This is a genomic window from Faecalibacterium sp. Marseille-Q4137 (assembly GCF_017377535.1).
Lineage (GTDB): Bacteria > Bacillota > Clostridia > Oscillospirales > Ruminococcaceae > Faecalibacterium > Faecalibacterium duncaniae.
This window is the reverse complement of the sequence record NZ_JAFREK010000034.1, coordinates 14,210-34,105: the sequence shown is the minus strand read 5'-3', so window position 1 is coordinate 34,105 and position 19,896 is coordinate 14,210. Positions and strand designations below refer to the sequence as shown.

Genomic DNA, 19,896 nt, shown 5'->3' with positions numbered 1-19,896 from the left:
CCGCCGCCCCGATGGCGGCCGCCCCGCCCACGCCCGCCAGCACGAACCACCGCAGACCTGTGCCGCCCACGAACATCAGCACTGCCCCGATGCCCAGGATCAGCAAGGTGCCCGAAAGATGGGGTTCCAGCAGCATCAGCGCCGCCACCACCCCCAGCACCAGCACAAAGGGCAGCACCCCCACCGCAAAGCTGCGCATCCTGTCATGGTTCAGCGAGATGATGTGTGAAAACACCAGCACCACGGCAAATTTTGCGATCTCGCTTGGCTGCAGGGTACCCATCCCCGGCAGCACCAGCCACCGTTTGCAGCCGTTGTATTCCGGCATAAAAAGCACCACCGCAAGCAGCACCAGCGAGACCCCCAGCAGCGGCCAGGCCAATTTGTGGAAGATGTGATAGTCCACCCGGCGGGCCAGCCACAGCCCCGAAATGCCCATGGCGGCGAAGAGCAGCGGGGGGCGCAGGTAGGCAAAGGCATCCCCCCGCCGGTAAAGGGCCACCGCCCCCGATGCACTGCCCAGCATCACCAGCCCGAACCCCACCAGCGTGAGTACCAACACCAGAAACGGCAGGTCCATGGCCGGCAGAGCCCGCAGCGGTGCCCTGTGCCGCCCGCCTGCCAAGGCAGTCAGTTTCATGTCGTCACCCCCAGTTTTACTATTGTACGCCATGCTGCTGTTGGCTATACGGATATTATCGTGACGTTGTGCATATCTTGTACACTAGCTCACCCTCTCAGGCGCTTTGCGCCAGCTCCCCCAAAGGGGGAGCTTTTGACAAAATCATAAACTTTGTATCGAATGCCAAGGCCTCTCCCTTCGGGAGAGGTGGCATCGCGTCAGCGATGACGGAGAGGGTGAGCCCGTTAAAGGGGGTGACATCATGCCCAAAGTTCTCCGCACCCTGCCCGAGCGGGGATTCCGCCGCCGGGCACGGGCCGTGGCGGTGTTGTTCTGTGCCGTCTGCCTGGGGCTGGCCGTGCGGCTCTTTTTCCTGCAGGTGCGCACCGACGGCTTTTATGCCGACCGTGCACAGGGCCAGCAGCTGCGGGACACCGTGGTCCCCGCAGACCGGGGGCGCATTTACAGTGCCGACGGCCTTTTGCTGGCCGCCAACAGCAGCTGCTGGACCCTGCGGGCCTCGCCCCGGGAGATGCCGGAAGAGAAAATCACCCTTGCCGCCCACGGCCTTGCGGAGATCTTAGCGCTGGACGAAGCGGCCCTGCTGGAAAAATTCAGCGACCGCCGCTCCAACGACTGCCTGCTCCGCTACCGGGTGGACCGTGCCGCAGCCGATGCTGTGCGGGACTTTTGCGAGGAAAACAGCATCACCGGCATCCGCATCAATCAGGACAGCAAGCGCTGGTATCCGCAGGGCGCGTTTCTGGCTTCGGTGCTGGGGTTCACCAATGTGGACAACGCAGGGGTGGCCGGGCTGGAACTGAAATATGACGATCTGCTCACCGGGGAAAACGGCGTGGTGCTCACGGCTGTCAACGCCTGGGGCTACACACTGGAGCAGAGCTACGAGACCGAGCGTTTTCCCACCGAGGGGGACGGCCTGCGGCTCACCATCGACAGCTGTATCCAGCACTACCTTGAAAACGCGCTGTCCTACGCCGTACAGGAGCACCATGTGGCGGCGCGGGCCGTTGGGATCGTCATGGATGTGAACACCGGGGCCGTGCTGGCCATGTCCACCACGCCCTCCTACGACCCCAACGAACCCCGCGTCATTGCCGACACCGCCGCCCGGAACGCCGTGGAGGCCCTGACCGGTGATGCACGCAAGGCCGCTTTGCAGCTGGCCCAGCAGACCCAGTGGCGGAACAAGGCCGTCAGCGACCTGTACGAGCCGGGCAGCGTGTTCAAGCTCATCACCTGCGCGGCGGCGCTGGATGCCGGAGCCATCACAAAGCATTCCAGCTTTTACTGCGGGGAATCCATCTCGGTGGCGGGCACCCGCTTCCACTGTGCCAACCACAAGCGCCATGGAGCCCAGAGCGTGACCCAGGCGCTGGAAAATTCCTGCAACCAGAGCTTCATCCAGATCGGGGGCCGGCTGGGCAGGGAGGCCTTCTGCGATTATTTTGCCGCCTTCGGCCTGCGGGAGCCCACCGGCATCGACCTGCCCGCCGAACCGAAACAGAGCCTGTACTATACCGCCGACCGGATGGGCCCGGTGGAGCTGGCCTCCTGTGCCTTTGGGCAAAGCAGCAAGATCTCGTATCTGGAAATGGCGGCGGCAGTCTGCGCCGTGGTCAACGGGGGAAAGCTGATGCAGCCCTACGTCGTCTCGGAGATCCTGGCCCCGGACGGCAGTACCATTGAGCAGCTCTCCCCTGTCTGCAAACGGCAGGTGCTCAAGGCAGAGACCAGCCAGACCATGCGGGAGATGATGGAGGCCGTGGTGCTCTACGGCGGTGGACGGAACGCCCAGATCCCGGGCTACCGGGTAGGCGGAAAAAGCGGCACCAGCCAAAAGCTGGACAGCGCCGACGAAAAAGCCCGCATTGCCAGCTTTGTGGCGGTGGCTCCCATCGACGACCCGCAGTTTCTCTGCCTGGTCTGCCTGGACGAACCCCACAGCTGGACGACCGCAGGCGGCAGCCTGTCGGCCCCGGTCTGTGCCGAAGTGCTGGAGCAGACGCTGGTGTACAGGGGCGTGCCCCGCGCCACGGAAGCCCCGGCTGCCTCCACAGCAGAGACCGCCGCCGACCTCCCCGCTGACGGCGACAGTTTTGACGGGGCCTGAAAACGGGCAGCAAAAAAGACCGCCGAAGCGGTCTTGAAGTGCTTGTTTTCAGTTCTGATGCGGCTGCTCGCGGAACTTGATCTCGCCGGTCTCGCTGTTCATGGATTCCACAATGGCAAGGCTCTCCAGCTGGATGCCCTTGCTGCGGATGAGCTCGCCGCCCTGCTGGAAGCCCTTCTCCACGGCAATGCCAATGCCCTCGACCGTGGCTCCGGCCTCCTTGGCCAGATCCAGCAGGCCCATCAGGGCACAGCCGTTTGCCAGGAAGTCATCGATGATCAGGACATGGTCCTCTGCGGTGAGGAACTTTTTGGAGACGATGACGTTGTAGATCTTCTTGTGGGTGAAGGACTGGATCTTGGTCTCATAGTTGTCGTAATCCAGGTTGATGCTCATGGACTTTTTGGCAAACACCACAGGCACATTGAACTCGCTGGCAACCACAGCGGCAATGCCGATGCCGCTGGCCTCAATGGTCAGCACTTTGTTGACGGGCTTGCCTGCAAACAGGCGCTTCCACTCCTTTGCCATCTCGCGGAACAGGGGGATGTCCATCTGGTGGTTGATGAAGCTATCCACCTTCAGCACATTGCCCTCGCGCACGATCCCGTCTCTCTGAATGCGTTCTTCCAGCAGTTTCATATCCGTCTCTTCCTCCAAGCTTTGGTACTGCATTTTGATTTTACCTAGTATACCGGATTTGCCCCCCTGTTTTCAAGGTCTTTTGGCATTTTCTCTCTTGTTTTTCAGCAAAATTTGAGTATACTGGAAGCAACGGCTCCGGGTGGATTTCCGGGGCGCTCCGGGCACAGGGAAAGGTGCCCGTTTTCTGCATCCTGCCGCCTGTTCGGGCGGGATGCATTGTGAGGAGAAGGAGTATCACGCGTATGAAGACCGGATTGATCCTGGAAGGCGGTGCCATGCGGGGCATGTTCACTGCCGGTGTTCTGGATGTTCTGATGGAGCAGGGCATCACGGTAGACGGCATGGTAGGTGTTTCGGCGGGAGCAGTGTTCGGCTGCAACTACAAATCCCACCAGATCGGGCGGACCATCCGCTACAACACCACCTACTGCAACGACAAACGCTATGCCAGCTTCCGCAATCTGCTGCGCACCGGCAACCTGTACAGCGAGGATTTCTGCTACCACGAGGTGCCCGAAAAGCTCGACCCGTTCGACGACAAGGCTTTCCGGGAATCCCCCATGGATTACTTTGTAGTCTGCACCGATGTCCGCACCGGCGACCCCATCTATTATAAGTGCCGCACCGGTGATGCGGAGGATGTGCGCTGGATGGAAGCCTCGGCATCCATGCCACTGGCCGCAAAGATCGTCAAGATCGGCCATTACGGCCTGCTGGACGGCGGCGTTGCCGATTCCATCCCCATCCGCTTCTTTGAGTCCATCGGCTACAAGCGGAACCTCATCATCCTGACCCAGCCCAAGGGGTTTGTGAAAAAGAAGAATCCCATGCTGCCCGCCATCCGGGCACGGTATCTGCGCTATCCTGCCTTTGTGGAGGCTGTGGCTGACCGCCACGAGCGCTACAACGAAACCCTGAGCTACATCTCCATGCTGGAGCAGTCCGGCAAGGATTACGTTATCCGCCCGCCCATCCCGCTGGAGATCGGTGCCATGGAGCGTGACCCCGACCAGCTGCGCCGCGTCTACGAGACCGGCCGGGCCGTGGCACAGATCCAGGTGGACAAAATCCGGGCCTTCCTTGAAACTGCAAAGGCCGAAGCCGAGGAATAATCACTGTGCTATACTGGGGCAAATCAAAAATGAACACTCTGGATGCCATCCTCACCCGGCGCAGCTGCCGGGAATTCACCGACAAGCCCATCAAAAGCGAAACACTGCACCAGCTGCTGGAAGCGGCCATGAGCGGCCCCAGCTGCGTCAATGCACGGGACTGGTCTTTCGTGGTGGTGACAGACCCGGAAAAGCTGGCACAGATGGCCGATGCCAATGGCCGCCCTGCTGAGCCGCTGCGGAAAGCTGCCGCCGGTATCCTCGTCTGCGGCGACCTTGACCGTGCGTTCCGCTTTGCAAAGGACTACTGGGTCATTGACGGAACCATTGCCGCCCCAGAACATCTGCCTTGCTGCACAGGAGCTGGGGCTTGGCGCAGTCTGGCTGGGCACCTGGCCCCAGATGGACCGGGTGGAGGCCCAGCAAAAGCTGTTCGCTCTGCCGGAGACCATTGTGCCCCACTCCATCATCGCCCTTGGCTACCCGGAAGCAGACCTAACTGCCCCGCGTGAGAGCCGCTATGAGGACGACCGGGTACATTTTAACCAGTGGTAAATCTGCCGGACGCAAAAGCTTTGCGGCCCGACAGTTTCGATCACATGTACCCCGAGGTTCCCATAAACCACGAGCGTTCCTGCTTGATACTTTGCCATATTGCTCCTCTTTCATCCAAGTGGAACAGACTGTGCAAAACAGACTTTCCAGCGCGTTTTCGTTCTTTTCTATTATAACACAAACCACTCCATGGCTTCAAAGGTGATTTTCCACAAAGTTTGCATCGTGCAATCTGCGCAGAATGACCCGCAGATTTCTTGTGCAAAAGTATAATGATTCCGTACAACGAGTGGCACTCATGCGTAAGACCGGTTGCATGAGTGCCACTCGTTTTTTGTTTGTCCTAAAATGGAAAGGTAAGGTGAATCCCATGGAAAGTACCAATGAATTTCTCGGCACGGAACGCATCGGCAAGCTGATGCAGAAGTATGCGATCCCGTGCATTATTTCTCTGCTGGTGGGTGCGCTGTACAACATCGTGGACCAGATCTTTATTGCAAACGCCAGCTATCTGGGCTCCTACGGAAACGCGGCCAACACCGTTGTGTTCCCGCTTACGGTGGTGGCGCTGGCCATTGCCGCCCAGAACATCTGCCTTGCTGCACAGGAGCTGGGGCTTGGCGCAGTCTGGCTGGGCTTGTTTTGCTGTTCTCTCCGTCGTCCTCGCTGCTCTAATTTCAGCATTTGAATGCTGTTTGTCAGGGGCAGCGGTCGGCAGACGTATTTTTTCATTTTGGGTCTTGACTTTTAATAGTTAGTCTTTCACGCAGTTTTACTTGCACCCCCCCGAAAGTGGTATAATTTCCTTACAAGCCCATGTTTTACCGGATTTGAAACTTTGTAAGGAGGTACCACTTATGATCTCTTATCGTAAACTCGCCATGCGTGTTCTGGGGCACAGCCCGGTTTCTGTGGCCAGAACAGCCCGCCGCTCCACCGCAAAGCGCGCCGCCGCCCTCGCCCTCACCGCCGCCCTTGTGGTCGGGATGACGCTCCCCGCCTTTGCCCAAGACTGGTACATTGAAGATGGTGACATCTCGATTTCGGCTGGTGAAACCGGCAACAAGGTCACACAGGGAAGTACGACAAAAGAGAATGATACGGACACCGTTATTAAAAGCAAGGACTCTTCTACCGCGTCTTCGAACACAGTAACGATCCATGCAGATGAAGGCAAGACGGTGAATGTCACGCTGGATAACGTAACGATCAATGTAGACGAAGGGTCCAAGTATGCTTATGACCCGAACGCTTATAAGACCGCTGTAAGCGTTACCGGCAGCGGCAATACGAACATCGAGCTGAACGGCAACAACACGCTGACAAGCGGATATGGCCACGCCGGTCTGGAGCATAACAAGACCGACGACAGCGGCACGCTGACGATTCAGGACGAAAAGAATGATGATGGCTCCGCAAAGGGCAGTGCGTCCGATACTACTGGCAGTTTGACTGCCAACGGTGGTGGCCGAGGTGCCGGCATCGGCGGCAGTGACGAACACGACGGCCAAGCGACCATTACGGGTGGTAAGATCACTGCCACGGGTGGTAATGGGGCTGCCGGTATTGGCGGCGGTGCCGGCGACAAGTACGCCGCCGTCGGCGGTGACGGCGATGTGACAATTTCCGGTGGTACGATCACCGCTACGGGCGGCAGTCTGGCTGCCGGTATTGGTGGTGGCCTCGATGGCAACGGTACGGTCATAATTACGGACGGCGATATCACCGCAAAGGCTACGGGCCGCTATGGTGCCGGTATTGGTGGCGGTTGTGGCGAGATACCGAAGGGCACTCTTATTGGAGGAAATGGCACTGTCACCATCAGCGGCGGCACCATCACCGAAGCCTCTGGTGGCTATATGGCTGCTGGCATCGGCAGCGGCTATCAGGGTCTGGGCACAGTGACCATTGAAGGTGATGCCGTCATCAAAAACGCACAGGGCGGTGAAGCTGGAGCCGGCATCGGCAGTGGCACCCGTGGTAACAGCGAGATCATCATCAGAGGTGATGCAGTCATTGAAAATGCGGAAAGTAAAGAAAACGGCGCAGGCATCGGCAGCGGCCAAGGCGATTTGTATCCCGATGGCGATGGCATGGTAATCGATCTAACTGTAGGCAACGTGACCATTGAAGGCAACGCCAAAATCGAAAATGCAAAAAGTGGTTCTGGTGGTTCCGGCATTGGCGGCGGCGTTATTGGCATCGGCAATGTGATCATTAGAGGCAATGCTCAAATCGGAAACGCCACCGGCGGCGAAGAAGGTGCCGGTATCGGCGGCGGTGCTCTTGGCACTGGTGACGTGACCATCGAGGGCAATGTCACCATCGAAAATGCACAGGGCGGCGCTGGTGCTGCCGGTATCGGTGGCGGCGCAGAAACACAACCCGACACCGAGGATACCAGAAACAAAGTTTCCATCAAGAGCACCGAAGCCGGTTCTCCCAATATCACCGCCAAAGGCGGCGGCGTTCTGAATAACGAAGAAGCTCCTCTTCCCGGTGCTGCGGCCATCGGCAGCGGCAGCGTTGCTGACGGTGCTACTGAGGTAAAGTCTGATATTACCGTTGAAGGCAAGGTGACGATCGACGCCACATCGGGCGGCAATGTGGCCATTGGCGATTCGACCAACGGCGAAACGCGGTTCTCCGGTTTGCAGGTGGGCACCACCATCACCCGCCGCAATGCGAAGGGTGACGATGTTTCCCAGCCCGGCGATGTTGTACGCGAACCCGAAAAGCCCGCCCAGCCGACCGTGACGCCCACCGAAGGGGCAGAAGCACCTTCCAACGGCTCGGTGGAAGTGGAGCGCCCGGTCACGGTGGAGGGGCTGTATGTCACCAACGTTCTGGGCAAGCAGATCACTCACACCTGCACCCAGAACGGCACGACCCTGACCATCCGCGCCAACGGCATCGTGGCCTCGGCCCACCTGACGCTGGGCATGGTCCGCACCCTGAAGGCTCAGGGCGTGAAGACCCTTGTGTTCACCACCCTGCTCTCCCGCTCCACCACGGTCTCGGTGGATGCCCTGCTGGCGGCTGAACCCGACGCCCCCGATGAAATGGCCGTCGTCTGGACCCACACCGGCCCCCGCGCGGCATTGACCATTGGCGGCGCAGACCACAGCGACCTGCTCAAGTAACCGAACGGAGCACACAACTTATAAAAACGCAGCCGGGAGGCTTCCGCTTTTGGAACGCCTCCCGGCTGTTTCGTTATGCCGTTTTGGTTTTAAGGTAGTACCCGATGCCGATGGCAGTGGTTGGCATCGTGATGAAGTTCTTCCAGATCGTCATCTCCATCGTGGTGGGCATGACAGCAGAATCCACCGCCCTTTCCATGGTGCGTGAGGTGGTGTTTGGTGTGGGCTTTGCCCTGCTGCTGCCCCGGTTTTTCGGGCTGGACGGTGTGCTGTACTCCATGCCGCTGTCGGATATCCTGACCTTCCTGATCGCAGGCTATCTGATCCACAAGACCTACCATGAATTCAATTATCATATTGCGTTGGATAGCGGTGTCATCGGCATTGAAAAGTGCGCGGAGATCATTGAAAGCCTGGTTTGAATGAATCGGAGTCTGCTGCCATCCGGCTGTCACTGATCCAGAAAAAGAACCCCACGTCCAGACCGTTGTGTGAAACGGCCCGGACATGGGGTTTTATGGTTTTTAATGCAGTTACGCCCAGTTCTTCCGCCCATAGCGAGTGGTCAGCTGGCAGATCTCTTTTTGGAGTTTTCGGGTCAGCTGGGGCTTTTTCAGCCGCCAGCGCCAGTTCTGGCCCACGGTGGAGGGCTGATTGATGCGGGCGGAGTTGTCCAGCCCCAGCCAGTCCTGCATGGGAATGATGCAGGTCGCCGCTGCGCTGCGCAGGATCAGTGCGATCATGCTTTTATAGAGCTGCTCCTCCGGGGTGGCGTAGTCGAACAGATAATCCCGCACCATGGCGCGCTCCGCACCGGTGATGGTCTGGTACCAGGATACCAGCGTTTCGTTGTCGTGGGTACCGGTATAGGCTACGCTGTTCACCGGATAGTTGTGGGGCAGGTAGTCGCTGGCGCTGCCGGTATCCCGGGAGTCAAAGGCAAATTCCAGCACTTTCATGCCAGGGAAACCGCTGTCCCGCACCAGCTGACGCACGGTGTCGCTCATGTAGCCAAGATCCTCCGCAATGATCTCCCGTTTGCCCAGTGCCTGCTCCACAGCACGAAACAGCTCGATGCCGGGGCCTTTTTCCCAGTGGCCCGGTGCGGCAGTCTCGCTGCCGTAGGGGATGGAGAAATACTCATCGAAGCCGCGGAAGTGATCGATGCGCACCACATCGTAAAGCTCGAAGCAGTACCACAGGCGGGTGATCCACCACTGATAGCCGGTTGCGCGGTGGGCTTCCCAGCGGTAGAGCGGATTGCCCCAGAGCTGGCCGGTGGGCGAAAAGCCATCCGGGGGAACGCCAGCCACCGCCGTGGGAATATTGTCCTTGTCCAGTTGGAACAGACCCGGGTTTGCCCATGCGTCCGCCGAATCCAGCGCCACATAGATGGGGATATCGCCGATGATCCGGATGCCCTTGCTGTTGGCGTAGGCCTTCAGCCTGCGCCACTGCTGGTCGAACTTGAACTGGAGATATTTGTGGTACTCCACCTCAAAATACAGCTCCCGGCGGTAATAGTCCATCGCGGGCTGCCAGCGCAGACGGATATCCTCGGCCCACTCGATCCACGGCTTGCCCTCAAAGCGGCCCTTCACCGCCATGAACAGAGCAAAATCGTCCAGCCACCACTTGTTTTTCTCGCAGAAGGCTGTAAACGCTTCGTTGTGGCCGATGTCGCTGCGGGAGTAGGCCAGCCGCAGCAGGCGGCCCCGCTCGGCATACAGGCGGCTGTAGTCGATATCATCTGCCTTGCGGCCAAAGTTTGCCTTTTTGCACTCGGCGGCGGTCAGCACCCCTTCCTCCACCAGTGCGTCCAGGCTGATGAAATACGGATTACCCGCAAAGGCAGAAAAGCTCTGATAGGGGCTGTCGCCGTAGCTTGTCACACCCAGCGGAAGGATCTGCCAGTAAGTCTGCCCGGCTTCCTTGAGCCAGTCCACAAAGTCGTATGCTTCCTGCGAAAAGCAGCCGATGCCGTAAGGGGACGGCAGACTGCTGACGGGCAGCAAAATACCTGCACTTCTCTGCATCTTCATTTCCCTCTTCCTTTATAACTCGATCAGAACACCCGCGTGGTCGGATACCTGCGGCTCCCGCAAGCCGTCGAACACCACCCGGGTGCTTTTTACAGCGATCGCCTGGGAGCACCAGATCTGGTCAATGCGCTTTTTTGCCGCCGCATCCGGGGCATCCCGCCAGCCATCAATGGCCTGCATGACGGTGTAGCCCTCGTCCCGCTGCTGTGCCAGACGGTAGGTGTCCTGCCAGCCGCTGCGGAGCACAAGGTCGTAGCCCTCGCCCCGCACGTCGGCCTCGCTGTTGAAGTCTCCCAGCAGAAAGGCGGTCTTTTTTGCGCCTGCCGCCCGGGACAGCGTTTCCCACTGGGCGGCAAAAGGTTCCACTTCGTCCTTCCACCAGCCCAGATGCACTGTGTAATACCAGACATCTCCTGCGCAGATGCCCAGGGTGCGGCGGGTCTTCCAGCAGCTGTAATCATCGGACTTGCTCAGCAGCAGGTTTTCAGCGGCGGTGATGGGTGCACGGCTGAACACTGCCGCGCCCTCATCGTACCTGTCGTAGCCGATCTTTGCCGGAAGCCAGCTCCAATGGTACTGCACGCCCTGCTTTTCCAGCATCCGGGCCACGGCTGCGGCGTGGTTGTCCGCTTTCAGCAGCACTGTATTGCCGGAGCAGGGATAATACCTTGCCGGAATCTCTCCCAGCAGCGGAGCGGCGGCGGTCTGGTTCACCTCCTGCAGGGCGAACACCTCCGGCTGCTCCCTGGCGATAAAGTCTACAAAGATCTTCCGTTTTGCCTCATAGTCCGGCTCGATGAGGCTGTGGGTATTCAAAGTCAGCAGTTTCATAGTTTTTTACAGAATATCATTGATGTCAGATTTCAGAACGTCTGCCTTGGGGCCGTACACAGCCTGAATGCCGTCGCCCTTCACCAGCAGGCTCAGAGCACCCTCGGCCTTCCATGCGGCAAGGTCGGCCACCTTGGCAGGGTCCTTCACAGTAACACGCAGACGGGTCATGCAGGCATCCACCAGCACAATGTTCTCCCGGCCGCCCAGCAGGGCGATGATGCGCTCGGCCTGGCCGTTATCGGACTTTTTATCTGCCTTCTTCTCGGCCTTGGTATCGGCTGCAGCATCGTCCGCGTTGTCATCGGTGTAGTTGCCCAGACGGCCCGGCGTTGCCAGCTTGAGCTTGCCGATCATGAAATAGGCCACGAAATAGCCGATGACAAAGAACGCCACCACGCAGAGCACAAAGTTGATGATGTCGCCGCCCAGACCGGCCTGCAGGGACATGGGGATACGGGTGATGAATTCCAGATTGCCGAAAGAGTGCAGGCGCAGATGGATGATGCCTGCCATGGCAAAGGCACAGCCCTGCAGCAGTGCGTACACGATGTACAGCGGCATGGCGCAGAACATGAACATGAATTCCAGCGGCTCAGTCACACCGGTCAGGAACACAGCCAGCGCGGTGGAGATGAACATAGACTTATACTTTGCGCGCTTGTCGGCATCCACACGGCGGAACATGGCCAGCGCAATGCCCAGCAGCAGACCGGTTGCACCGATCATCTGGCCCACCTTGAAGCGGGCGGGGGTAACGGTGGTCAGCAGGTTGTTGTAAGCGGCCATGTCGCCGGCTTTCTTGAAGTTGATGAGGTCGTTGGCCCATGCCAGCCACAGCGGGTCCTGGCCAAACACCTGACTGCCCGCATTGACACCGGTGGCAATGGTGTATGTGCCGCCGAAGGAAGTGTAGTTCATGGGGATGGTCAGCATGTGGTGCAGGCCGAAGGGCAGCAGCAGACGCTCCAGCGTGCCATAGATGAACGGAGCCAGAACGGGAGAAGTCTCGGAAGAGTTTGCGATCCAGATGCCGAAGTTGTTGATGCCGGTCTGGACCACAGGCCAGAACAGTGCCAGCACCATGGAAATGACCACAGAATAGGCAATGACCACCATAGGCACAAAGCGCTTGCCGTTGAAGAAGGCCAGTGCATCCGGCAGCTTGCGGAAGTTATAGTATTTATTGTAAGCCACGCCGCCCACAAAACCGGCAATAATGCCCACGAACACGCCCATGTTCAGGGCCGGGGCACCCAGCACAGAGGTGAAGTAGCCGTTGACGGCGATCTCCCGCCCGAACAGGGTGTGGGTCACGGCGTTGGGGTCTTCCAGCATGGCGCTGGTGACACCGAAGATGTTGCCGGTGATGACATTGATGAGGGCAAATGCCAGCACAGCCGCAAAAGCACCGCCGGCACGCTCCTTTGCCCAGCTGCCGCCGATGGCCACGGCAAACAGGATGTGCAGATTGTTGATGACCGCCCAGCCAATGTTTTCCATGGTGGTGCCAATGGTCATAACTGCCGCAATGTCACCGCCGCCCATCTGCACCAGCTTGCCCAGACTGATCATCAGGCCGGCAGCAGGCATGACGGCGATGACGGTCATCAGCACCTTGCCCAGCTTCTGTAAGAAGTCAAAGTTGATAAGCCCCTTTTTCCCCGGAGCTGCTTGTGTTGTTGCCATAATGTTCCTCCTTGTTTCCTTTTGCGCCATTTTACGCAATCGTTGCGCTTCAGTTGCGTAACTTTACGCAACAAGAATAATCCAACTCTGCAATTTTTACAAGAGTTTTCTAGGTCAAAAATATATTTTCTTCTTTTTGCACAACAGCCCGCAAGTTTCTTTGTTGAAAACATCGAAAGTGCGCAAAGGGCGCAGTTGCATACTCTGCGCAAACTCGTGCGCAAATCATTGACATTGCGTGCAAACCGCTTTACAATAGACCTATTACATCAGGGAGGAACAGACTATGGCAGTTACCATCAAGGATGTGGCAGCAGCGGCGGGGGTTTCGCCTTCCACGGTGTCCCGCACCTGCAAGGACAGCCCTTCCATCAGCCGGGAAACCAAGGAGCGGGTGCGCCGCATTATGGCACAGCTGGGCTATGAGCCGAACTTTGAGGCCGAACCGGTGGAGGCCTTTTCCAAGACCATCGGCATCATTCTGCCCTCCTCCCAGAGGGATGTCTACGAGAACGCCTTCCATCTGGAGATCATCCGCGGCATCGGGCAGTTCTGCAACCAGCGGCGGTATGTGAACACGGTCATCACCGGGCAGGACGATACCGAAGTTCTGGATGCCATCCAGAGCATGGTGGCCAACGCGCAGGCGGATGGCTTTATCCTGCTCTATTCCAAAAAGGACTGCCCGGTGGCAGCCTACCTGCGCAGCGAAGGGCTGCTCCATGTCATTGTGGGCAAGGCGGCGCAGTCCGCCAATCAGACCATCTATATCGACAACGACAACGCCCTTGCCGGTGAGGAAGCCACCGATTACCTCTATGAAATGGGCCACCGCCGCATTGCCTATTTTGGTGTCAGCAACGCCATGCTGTTTTCGGCAGAGCGCAGGCGCGGCTACCAGATGTCCCTGCTGAAGCATGGCATCACTCCCCGGGAGGAGGACTGTGTGGAGGTCAACACCCTGAACGACGCTTACGAAGAGCCGCTGAAGGCTCTTCTCACCGCACCGGACCATCCCACGGCCATGCTGGTCAGCGATGACATTCTGGCCGTGGTGCTGGAACAGTTCTGCGGCAAACTGGGGCTGCGTGTCCCGAAGGATCTTTCCATCGTTTCCTTCAACAATTCGCTGTTCTCCCGCATCACCAGCCCCCAGCTGACCACCGTGGACGTGAACCCCTATCAGCTGGGTATGGAGGCCGCCAGCCAGACCATCAACCACATCGAGAACCCGAATCTGCTGGCAACAAAGATCCTTGTGCCGCACAAGCTCATCCCCCGGGAGAGCTGCTGCCCGCCGGAAGTCTGATCAAAACAATGAGGCCGTTCCCTCTCTTTCTCAGAGAAGCGGAACGGCCTCATTTTGTTTATTTTTTCCGGTACTCCCGCGGGGTCATGCCAAAATGTGCCTTGAATGCCCGGTTAAAATAAGAGAGGTTTTCAAACCCGCACCGGGAAGCGATCGTCAGCACCGTCTCGTCCGTAGCGTGCAGCGCTTCGGCGGCGGCATTCAGCCGGTATTCGTTCAGAAAGGCAACAAAGCTCTGCCCTGTCATCTGCCGGAACCAGCGCATGAAGTGGCTGGAACTGAAGGAGCAGACCCCGGCGGCATCGGCGACCCGAAGCCCCTCGGCATAATGGGCAGAGATCCATTGCAGAACGGCTTTCAGCCGCTGGGTATCGGCAGTTTCCACGGGGAACTGCTGTTTCCCCTGCGCAATGAGCAGGGAGAGGAAGCGCAGCAGTGCTCCTTTGACCAGCAGCTCATAGCCGGGAAGCTTGGCGCGGTTGGCTTCCTCCACCTCCCGCAGGCAGGCGGCGGCTTGGAGATAACACAGGTCGTTGGGTGTCAGCCGCGCAGGCAGCAGCAGCCGCCCGCTTTGCAGCGGAAGCAGATATTTTTCGGCGCAAAGGTCCTCCGCACCGCCCAGAAGCTCCAGCTCAAAGATGATATTCTCGTATTCCATCCGCTTCCCCTCTGCCTGCCGCAGGGCGTGGAGGGTGCCGGGCGTAAAAATAAAGATATCCCCCTGGTAGGCCGGGCAGGACACCGCACCCACCTGCACCAGCCCCGCGCCCCGCTTGACAAAGACCAGCTCCATGCTCTCCTGCCAGTGGAGTGCCACCTGCGGAAAATCTCCCGGAATGGTGCAGGGATACAGATTGAAGGGGAACCGCACGGCACCGTGCTGCTTGGTTTCCTGCAATGATGCCTGATTTTGCATCTTCTCACCTCCAGATGATAGGATTGTACCACAATTTGCACTTTTAAGGCAAGATTTCGATTGTTTTATCTGGTATATCTTGCATTATAGATGTCAAACCTGTTTTCCGTAGCAAAGGAGGAGCCATTATGAGCTTTACCGAAACATTACAGAGTATCACCGGCAAGCTGCTGGCGGACTGCACCGATCAGGAGCTGTATCTGGCACTGCTGGAGCTGGTGCGGCAGAAGAGTGCCGACCGCGTGCAGCCCGTCACCGGACGCAAGCTGTATTATATCAGCGCCGAATTCCTCATCGGCAAGCTGCTGTCCAACAACCTCATCAATCTGGGGCTGTATGAAGAAGCCCGGGATGCACTGGCCGCTGCCGGAAAGCGCCTTTCGGACATTGAAGAGGTGGAGCCGGAGCCTTCTCTCGGCAACGGCGGTCTGGGCCGTCTGGCAGCCTGCTTCCTGGATTCGCTGGCAACGCTGAACCTGCCCGGCGACGGCGTGGGCCTGCGGTATCACTTTGGCCTGTTCCACCAGTCCTTTGAGGATGGTGTGCAGAACGAAAAGCCCGACCCCTGGCTCACCGCCCACAGCTGGGCTGAAAAGACCGATGTGACCTACCCGGTGGAACTGGCGGGCAAGGAATACACTGCCCGGCTGTACAAGCTGGCTGTCACCGGTTACGAGGGCCGCACCAACACTCTGAATCTGTTCGATCTGGATACCATCGACGAGAGCATCGTCCATGACGGCATTGCCTTTGACAAGACCGCCATCGACAAGAACCTGACCCTGTTCCTCTACCCGGACGACTCCGATGAGGCAGGCCGCCGTCTGCGGGTGTATCAGCAGTACCTCATGGTTTCTGCCGGTGCCCAGCTCATTCTGGCAGAGTGCGCCGCCCGGGGCTGCAATTACCACGATCTGGCCGACTACGCCGCCATCCAGATCAACGACACCCATCCCAGCATGGTCATCCCGGAGCTGATCCGGCTGCTGGGGCAGCGGGGCATTGAGTTTGAGGAAGCTGTGGAGATCGTTACCAAGACCTGTGCCTACACCAACCACACCATTCTGGCCGAGGCACTGGAAAAGTGGCCCCGCGCCTATCTGGATGCCGTTGTGCCCCAGCTGATGCCCATCATTGAAAAGCTGGACGCACTGGCCCGCACCCGCACCGAGGACGAGAGCCTTGCCATCATCGACAAGGACGACCGGGTACACATGGCCCACATGGACATCCACTTCACCCATTCCACCAACGGCGTGGCAGCGCTGCACACCGAGATCCTGAAAAATTCCGAGCTGCACGGCTTCTATGAGCTGTACCCGGAAAAGTTCAACAACAAAACCAACGGCATCACCTTCCGCCGCTGGCTGCTGGAGTGCGACCCGCGCCTGACCGCCACGCTGGAAAAGCACATCGGTTCCGGCTTCCGCAAGGACGCTGCCGAGCTGGAGAAGCTGCTGGCCTTCGCCGACGACGAAGCCGTGCTGGACGAGTTGACCGCCGTGAAAAAGACCAACAAGGCAGCGCTGGCAGACTGGTTGCTGCGCACCCAGAAGGTGGCAGTGAATCCCGATGCCATGTTCGATATCCAGTCCAAGCGGCTGCACGAGTATAAGCGTCAGCAGCTGAACCTGCTGTACCTCATCCATCAGTATTACGAGATCAAGGCCGGGCATCTGCCTGCCGTACCGCTGGTGAGCATCTTTGGTGCCAAGGCAGCTCCTGCCTACACCATTGCCAAGGATATCATCCACGCCCTGCTGACCCTCTCCAAGGTCATTGCCGCCGACCCGGAGGTGTCCAAGTGGCTGCAGGTGGTATTTGTGGAAAATTACAACGTCACCGCTGCCGAAAAGCTCATCCCTGCCTGTGACCTGTCTGAGCAGATCAGCCTTGCCTCCAAGGAGGCCTCCGGCACCGGCAACATGAAGTTCATGCTGAACGGTGCGCTGACGCTGGGCACCATGGACGGTGCCAATGTGGAGATCAGCCAGCAGGTGGGCGAAGAGAACATTTATATCTTCGGCCAGACCTCCGATCAGGTCATCCACCGCTACGCCGTGGGCGATTACGATCCGGCCCAGTGGGTGGAGGGCGATGCCAACATCCGCCGGGCCATCAGCTTCCTCACCGGCCCGGAGATGCTGGCTGCCGGCCATGCCGAAAACCTGACCCGCCTGCACGACGAGCTGATCCACAAGGACTGGTTCCAGACCCTGCCGGACTTCAACGCCTATGTCGTCCGCAAAGGGCAGGCCCTCGGCGATTACGCCTGCGACCCCATGGGCTGGCGGCGCAAGTGCCTTGTGAACATTGCCAAAGCCGGGATGTTCTCCTCCGACCGCACCATTGCCGAGTATGACCGCGACATCTGGCATCTGGGGAAGTAATCGTTTTTACTTTACGTCATCCCAGCATCCAGCAGTTTCTTGTAGAAGATGCACTGCTTTCTGGTTGTGTAACCTTCGTTTCTCCCCGCCGCAAAACATTCCATATTTTTGACTCCACACTCACCCTCGCATCCTTCTGCAAACACTTTTCATTCTCCGATCTGATTCATACAATGCTATGGCATCGTAGAATCGGGTCGGATTTTTTTGCATTGTTGTTTACAGCACACGGACTAAGAGGGTGGGCACCTAAATATATACCCCCCATACTGGATGTCCAGTATGGGGGGTACATATCACACAACATTTGTGCAACAGCTTCCTTTTTATGGGAAGAGCTATCATTTCGGTACGCCGGAGCATCTGCGGACACTCCGGTGTACTATTTTCACAGGGAAGGCTTCTGCTCCAACAGGTCTGTCATGCTGCGCAGGCTGATGCCAAGGGTGGAAAGGTTATGCAGCATGGCGCTGGTGGCAGGAGGCAGGATGCCCAGAGCCCCCAGAAGGATGAGGGCCGAGTTGAAGCTGAGCACAAAGCGGTAATTGCTGCCCACCCGCTTTTGCAGGGCGTTGGCAATGGCTTTTAAGGTCACCAGCTCTTCCAGACTATCCGCGCGGATGGTCACATCGGCAACCTCCCGGGCGATGGCGGCACCGGAATGGATGGCGATGCCGATATCTGCCGCCGACAAAGCGGGCGAATCGTTGATACCGTCGCCGATCATCACCACCGTATGTCCCTCGGCTTTGGCGTCGCGGACAAAGGCGGCCTTATCCTCCGGCAGCACCTCCGCAAAGCAGCGGTCTACCCCCACCTGCGCCGCAATGGCGCGGGCAGTGCGGTCACTGTCGCCGGTCATCATGACGGTCTGAGTGATGCCCAGCTTTTGGAGCTGGCGCAGCACCTGTGCCGCCTCCGGGCGCAGGGGGTCTGCGATGCAGATGACCCCCGCCAGTACCCCGGATGCTGCCAGATACAGGTGGGAATACTGCGGGTCCAGCCCATCAAACTTTGCCTGTTCCCCTGCCGGGATGGTGCAGCCCTCGTCCTCGAAAATAAAGTGAGCGCTGCCGATGACCACCCGCTTGCCCCCTACCCGGCTGGCAATGCCATGGGCCACGATGTACTCCACCTCGGAGTGCATCTCTTCGTGAGAGATTCCCCGCTCCTTGGCAGCACGGACGACGGCGTTTGCCATGGAATGGGGGAAATGCTCTTCCAGACAGGCGGCAAGCTGCAATACCTCCTGCTCCCCGCAGCCGGAGAAAGGCACCACCTGCACCACCTGTGGGGTGGCACGGGTGAGGGTGCCGGTCTTATCGAACACGATGGTGTCCGCCTTTGCCAACGCTTCCAGATACTTGCCGCCCTTTACGGTGATGTGATATTCCCCGCACTCCCGCATGGCAGAGAGCACTGCCAGCGGCATGGAAAGCTTCAGCGCACAGGAGAAGTCCACCATCAGGATGGAGATGGCCCGGGTGACGTTGCGGGTAAAGGCATAGGTAGCCACCGTACCGGCAAGGCACCACGGCACCAGACGGTCGGCCAGCTGCAAAGCCCGGTTTTCGGTGCCGGACTTGAGCTTTTCCGATTCCTCGATCATGGCCACGATCTTATCATAGCGGTTGGCACCGCCCTCAGCTTTAGCCACAAGAACGCACTCGCCCTCTTCCACCACTGTTCCGGCGTAGACGGTAGCACCGGTGGTCTTGCGCACCGGCATGGACTCGCCGGTCAGGGCAGCCTGATTGACCATGGCTTCGCCTTCCAGCACCGTGCCGTCCAGCGGGATCATGTTGCCGGAGCGCACCACCACTTCGTCCCCGGCGTGAACGCGGGTCAGCGGTACCAACACCTCGCCCTGCGGGGTGCGCACCCAGACCTTATCCACGTTCAGCGCCATGCTGCGGGCAAGGTCATCCAAGCTCTTTTTCCGCGTCCACTCCTCCAGCAGACTGCCCACCGTCAGCAGGAACATCACCGACCCTGCGGTGCTGTAATCCCCCCGCAGGAGGGAGGCGGTGATGCTGAGCGCATCCAGCACCTCTACCTCCAGCTTGCGGTGCAGCAGGCAGCGGACACCCTTCCAGACAAAGGCGATGGAGCGCCACACCGTATATGCCGCCGCGATGGGCGCGGGCAGGAACACCTTGCGGAACACCCGGCCCGCCACAAGGTTGACCATCTTCTCCTGATATTCCTGATTGATTTTCCGGCTATCGTGGGAAGTGACCAGCACCTCTAATTCTTCGTTGTCAAAGCGGTAGGCTGCCAGCAGGGCGACGGCATCCTTCCGGCTGCCCTGGTAGGTCAGCACCACATCTCCGGTGCGCTCGTAGACGGTGGCTTTTTGAATGTTGTCCTGCCCGTTCAGGTAGGCTTCCAGCACATCTGCCCGGTGCAGGGTCATGCGCACGGCGCAGACGTGCACCCGCATCCGTCCCTTACCTTCATGTAAGATCGTACATTTCATTGCTTTTCTTACCCCTCTGCGTAAAAAAG

General features: G+C 58.8%; 14 protein-coding genes and 2 pseudogenes. 9 read left to right on the top strand and 7 right to left on the bottom strand.

Features of this window, described 5'->3' with window-relative positions:
• The coding region (locus J3353_RS12480) for an FtsW/RodA/SpoVE family cell cycle protein (RefSeq protein ID WP_242700954.1) at window positions 1-640 on the bottom strand (640 nt) is incomplete at its 3' end.
• Between the two features lie 244 nt (window positions 641-884).
• Between J3353_RS12480 and J3353_RS12475 the strand changes: the two genes are divergently transcribed.
• Window positions 885-2,756: a penicillin-binding protein 2 gene (locus J3353_RS12475; RefSeq protein ID WP_207684959.1), complete on the top strand. Its 1,872-nt coding sequence runs from the start codon at window positions 885-887 to the stop codon at window positions 2,754-2,756.
• Window positions 2,757-2,804: 48 nt separating this feature from the next.
• Here J3353_RS12475 and J3353_RS12470 read toward each other — a convergent pair whose 3' ends face one another.
• The gene (locus J3353_RS12470) at window positions 2,805-3,398 is read right to left on the bottom strand and encodes a xanthine phosphoribosyltransferase (RefSeq protein WP_035394911.1); all 594 of its coding nucleotides are present in this window, start codon (window positions 3,396-3,398) and stop codon (window positions 2,805-2,807) included.
• A 245-nt stretch (window positions 3,399-3,643) separates the two neighbouring features.
• On the opposite strand from J3353_RS12470, the gene J3353_RS12465 reads away from it, so the two are divergent.
• The 6 genes and pseudogenes from J3353_RS12465 to J3353_RS12440 all read left to right on the top strand — a co-directional run.
• Entirely contained in the window at window positions 3,644-4,513 is an 870-nt protein-coding gene (locus tag J3353_RS12465) for a patatin family protein (protein ID WP_098923035.1), read from the top strand.
• 29 nt (window positions 4,514-4,542) lie between these two features.
• Window positions 4,543-4,716, top strand: a pseudogene (locus tag J3353_RS16610) (nitroreductase family protein); the annotation flags it as partial.
• Between the two features lie 112 nt (window positions 4,717-4,828).
• Window positions 4,829-5,068 carry a nitroreductase family protein gene (locus J3353_RS12455; RefSeq protein WP_207684958.1) on the top strand — a complete coding sequence of 80 codons (240 nt, stop codon included), beginning with the start codon at window positions 4,829-4,831 and terminating at the stop codon, window positions 5,066-5,068.
• 370 nt (window positions 5,069-5,438) lie between these two features.
• On the top strand, window positions 5,439-5,756 hold the full coding sequence (locus J3353_RS12450) for a nitroreductase family protein (protein ID WP_156061845.1): 318 nt from the start codon (window positions 5,439-5,441) through the stop codon (window positions 5,754-5,756).
• 169 nt (window positions 5,757-5,925) lie between these two features.
• Entirely contained in the window at window positions 5,926-8,211 is a 2,286-nt protein-coding gene (locus tag J3353_RS12445) for a hypothetical protein (RefSeq protein WP_207684957.1), read from the top strand.
• Window positions 8,212-8,375: 164 nt separating this feature from the next.
• Window positions 8,376-8,633: pseudogene (locus J3353_RS12440) on the top strand (hypothetical protein); the annotation flags it as partial.
• Between the two features lie 111 nt (window positions 8,634-8,744).
• On the opposite strand, the gene malQ reads toward J3353_RS12440, so the two are convergent.
• From malQ to J3353_RS12425, 3 genes are read right to left on the bottom strand one after another with little or no spacing between them, the layout of a single operon-like run.
• A complete protein-coding gene (malQ, locus tag J3353_RS12435) occupies window positions 8,745-10,247 on the bottom strand; it encodes a 4-alpha-glucanotransferase (RefSeq protein WP_207684961.1) in 1,503 nt (500 codons plus the stop codon).
• An 18-nt stretch (window positions 10,248-10,265) separates the two neighbouring features.
• A complete protein-coding gene (locus J3353_RS12430; protein WP_156061843.1) occupies window positions 10,266-11,084 on the bottom strand; it encodes an endonuclease/exonuclease/phosphatase family protein in 819 nt (272 codons plus the stop codon).
• A gap of 6 nt (window positions 11,085-11,090) precedes the next feature.
• Window positions 11,091-12,773, bottom strand: a complete 1,683-nt coding sequence (locus J3353_RS12425; RefSeq protein ID WP_156061842.1) for a PTS transporter subunit IIBC — start codon at window positions 12,771-12,773, stop codon at window positions 11,091-11,093.
• A 286-nt stretch (window positions 12,774-13,059) separates the two neighbouring features.
• Here J3353_RS12425 and J3353_RS12420 point away from each other — a divergent pair, with 286 nt between their 5' ends.
• Window positions 13,060-14,082: a LacI family DNA-binding transcriptional regulator gene (locus tag J3353_RS12420; protein ID WP_156064921.1), complete on the top strand. Its 1,023-nt coding sequence runs from the start codon at window positions 13,060-13,062 to the stop codon at window positions 14,080-14,082.
• A 58-nt stretch (window positions 14,083-14,140) separates the two neighbouring features.
• Here the strand turns inward: J3353_RS12420 and J3353_RS12415 are convergent, their stop codons facing one another.
• On the bottom strand, window positions 14,141-14,998 hold the full coding sequence (locus J3353_RS12415) for an AraC family transcriptional regulator (protein ID WP_207684956.1): 858 nt from the start codon (window positions 14,996-14,998) through the stop codon (window positions 14,141-14,143).
• Window positions 14,999-15,126: 128 nt separating this feature from the next.
• On the opposite strand from J3353_RS12415, the gene J3353_RS12410 reads away from it, so the two are divergent.
• Window positions 15,127-17,388 carry a glycogen/starch/alpha-glucan phosphorylase gene (locus J3353_RS12410; protein ID WP_207684955.1) on the top strand — a complete coding sequence of 754 codons (2,262 nt, stop codon included), beginning with the start codon at window positions 15,127-15,129 and terminating at the stop codon, window positions 17,386-17,388.
• Window positions 17,389-17,776: 388 nt separating this feature from the next.
• Here the strand turns inward: J3353_RS12410 and J3353_RS12405 are convergent, their stop codons facing one another.
• Window positions 17,777-19,867, bottom strand: a complete 2,091-nt coding sequence (locus J3353_RS12405) for a heavy metal translocating P-type ATPase (protein ID WP_242700953.1) — start codon at window positions 19,865-19,867, stop codon at window positions 17,777-17,779.
• Window positions 19,868-19,896: the final 29 nt, after the last annotated feature.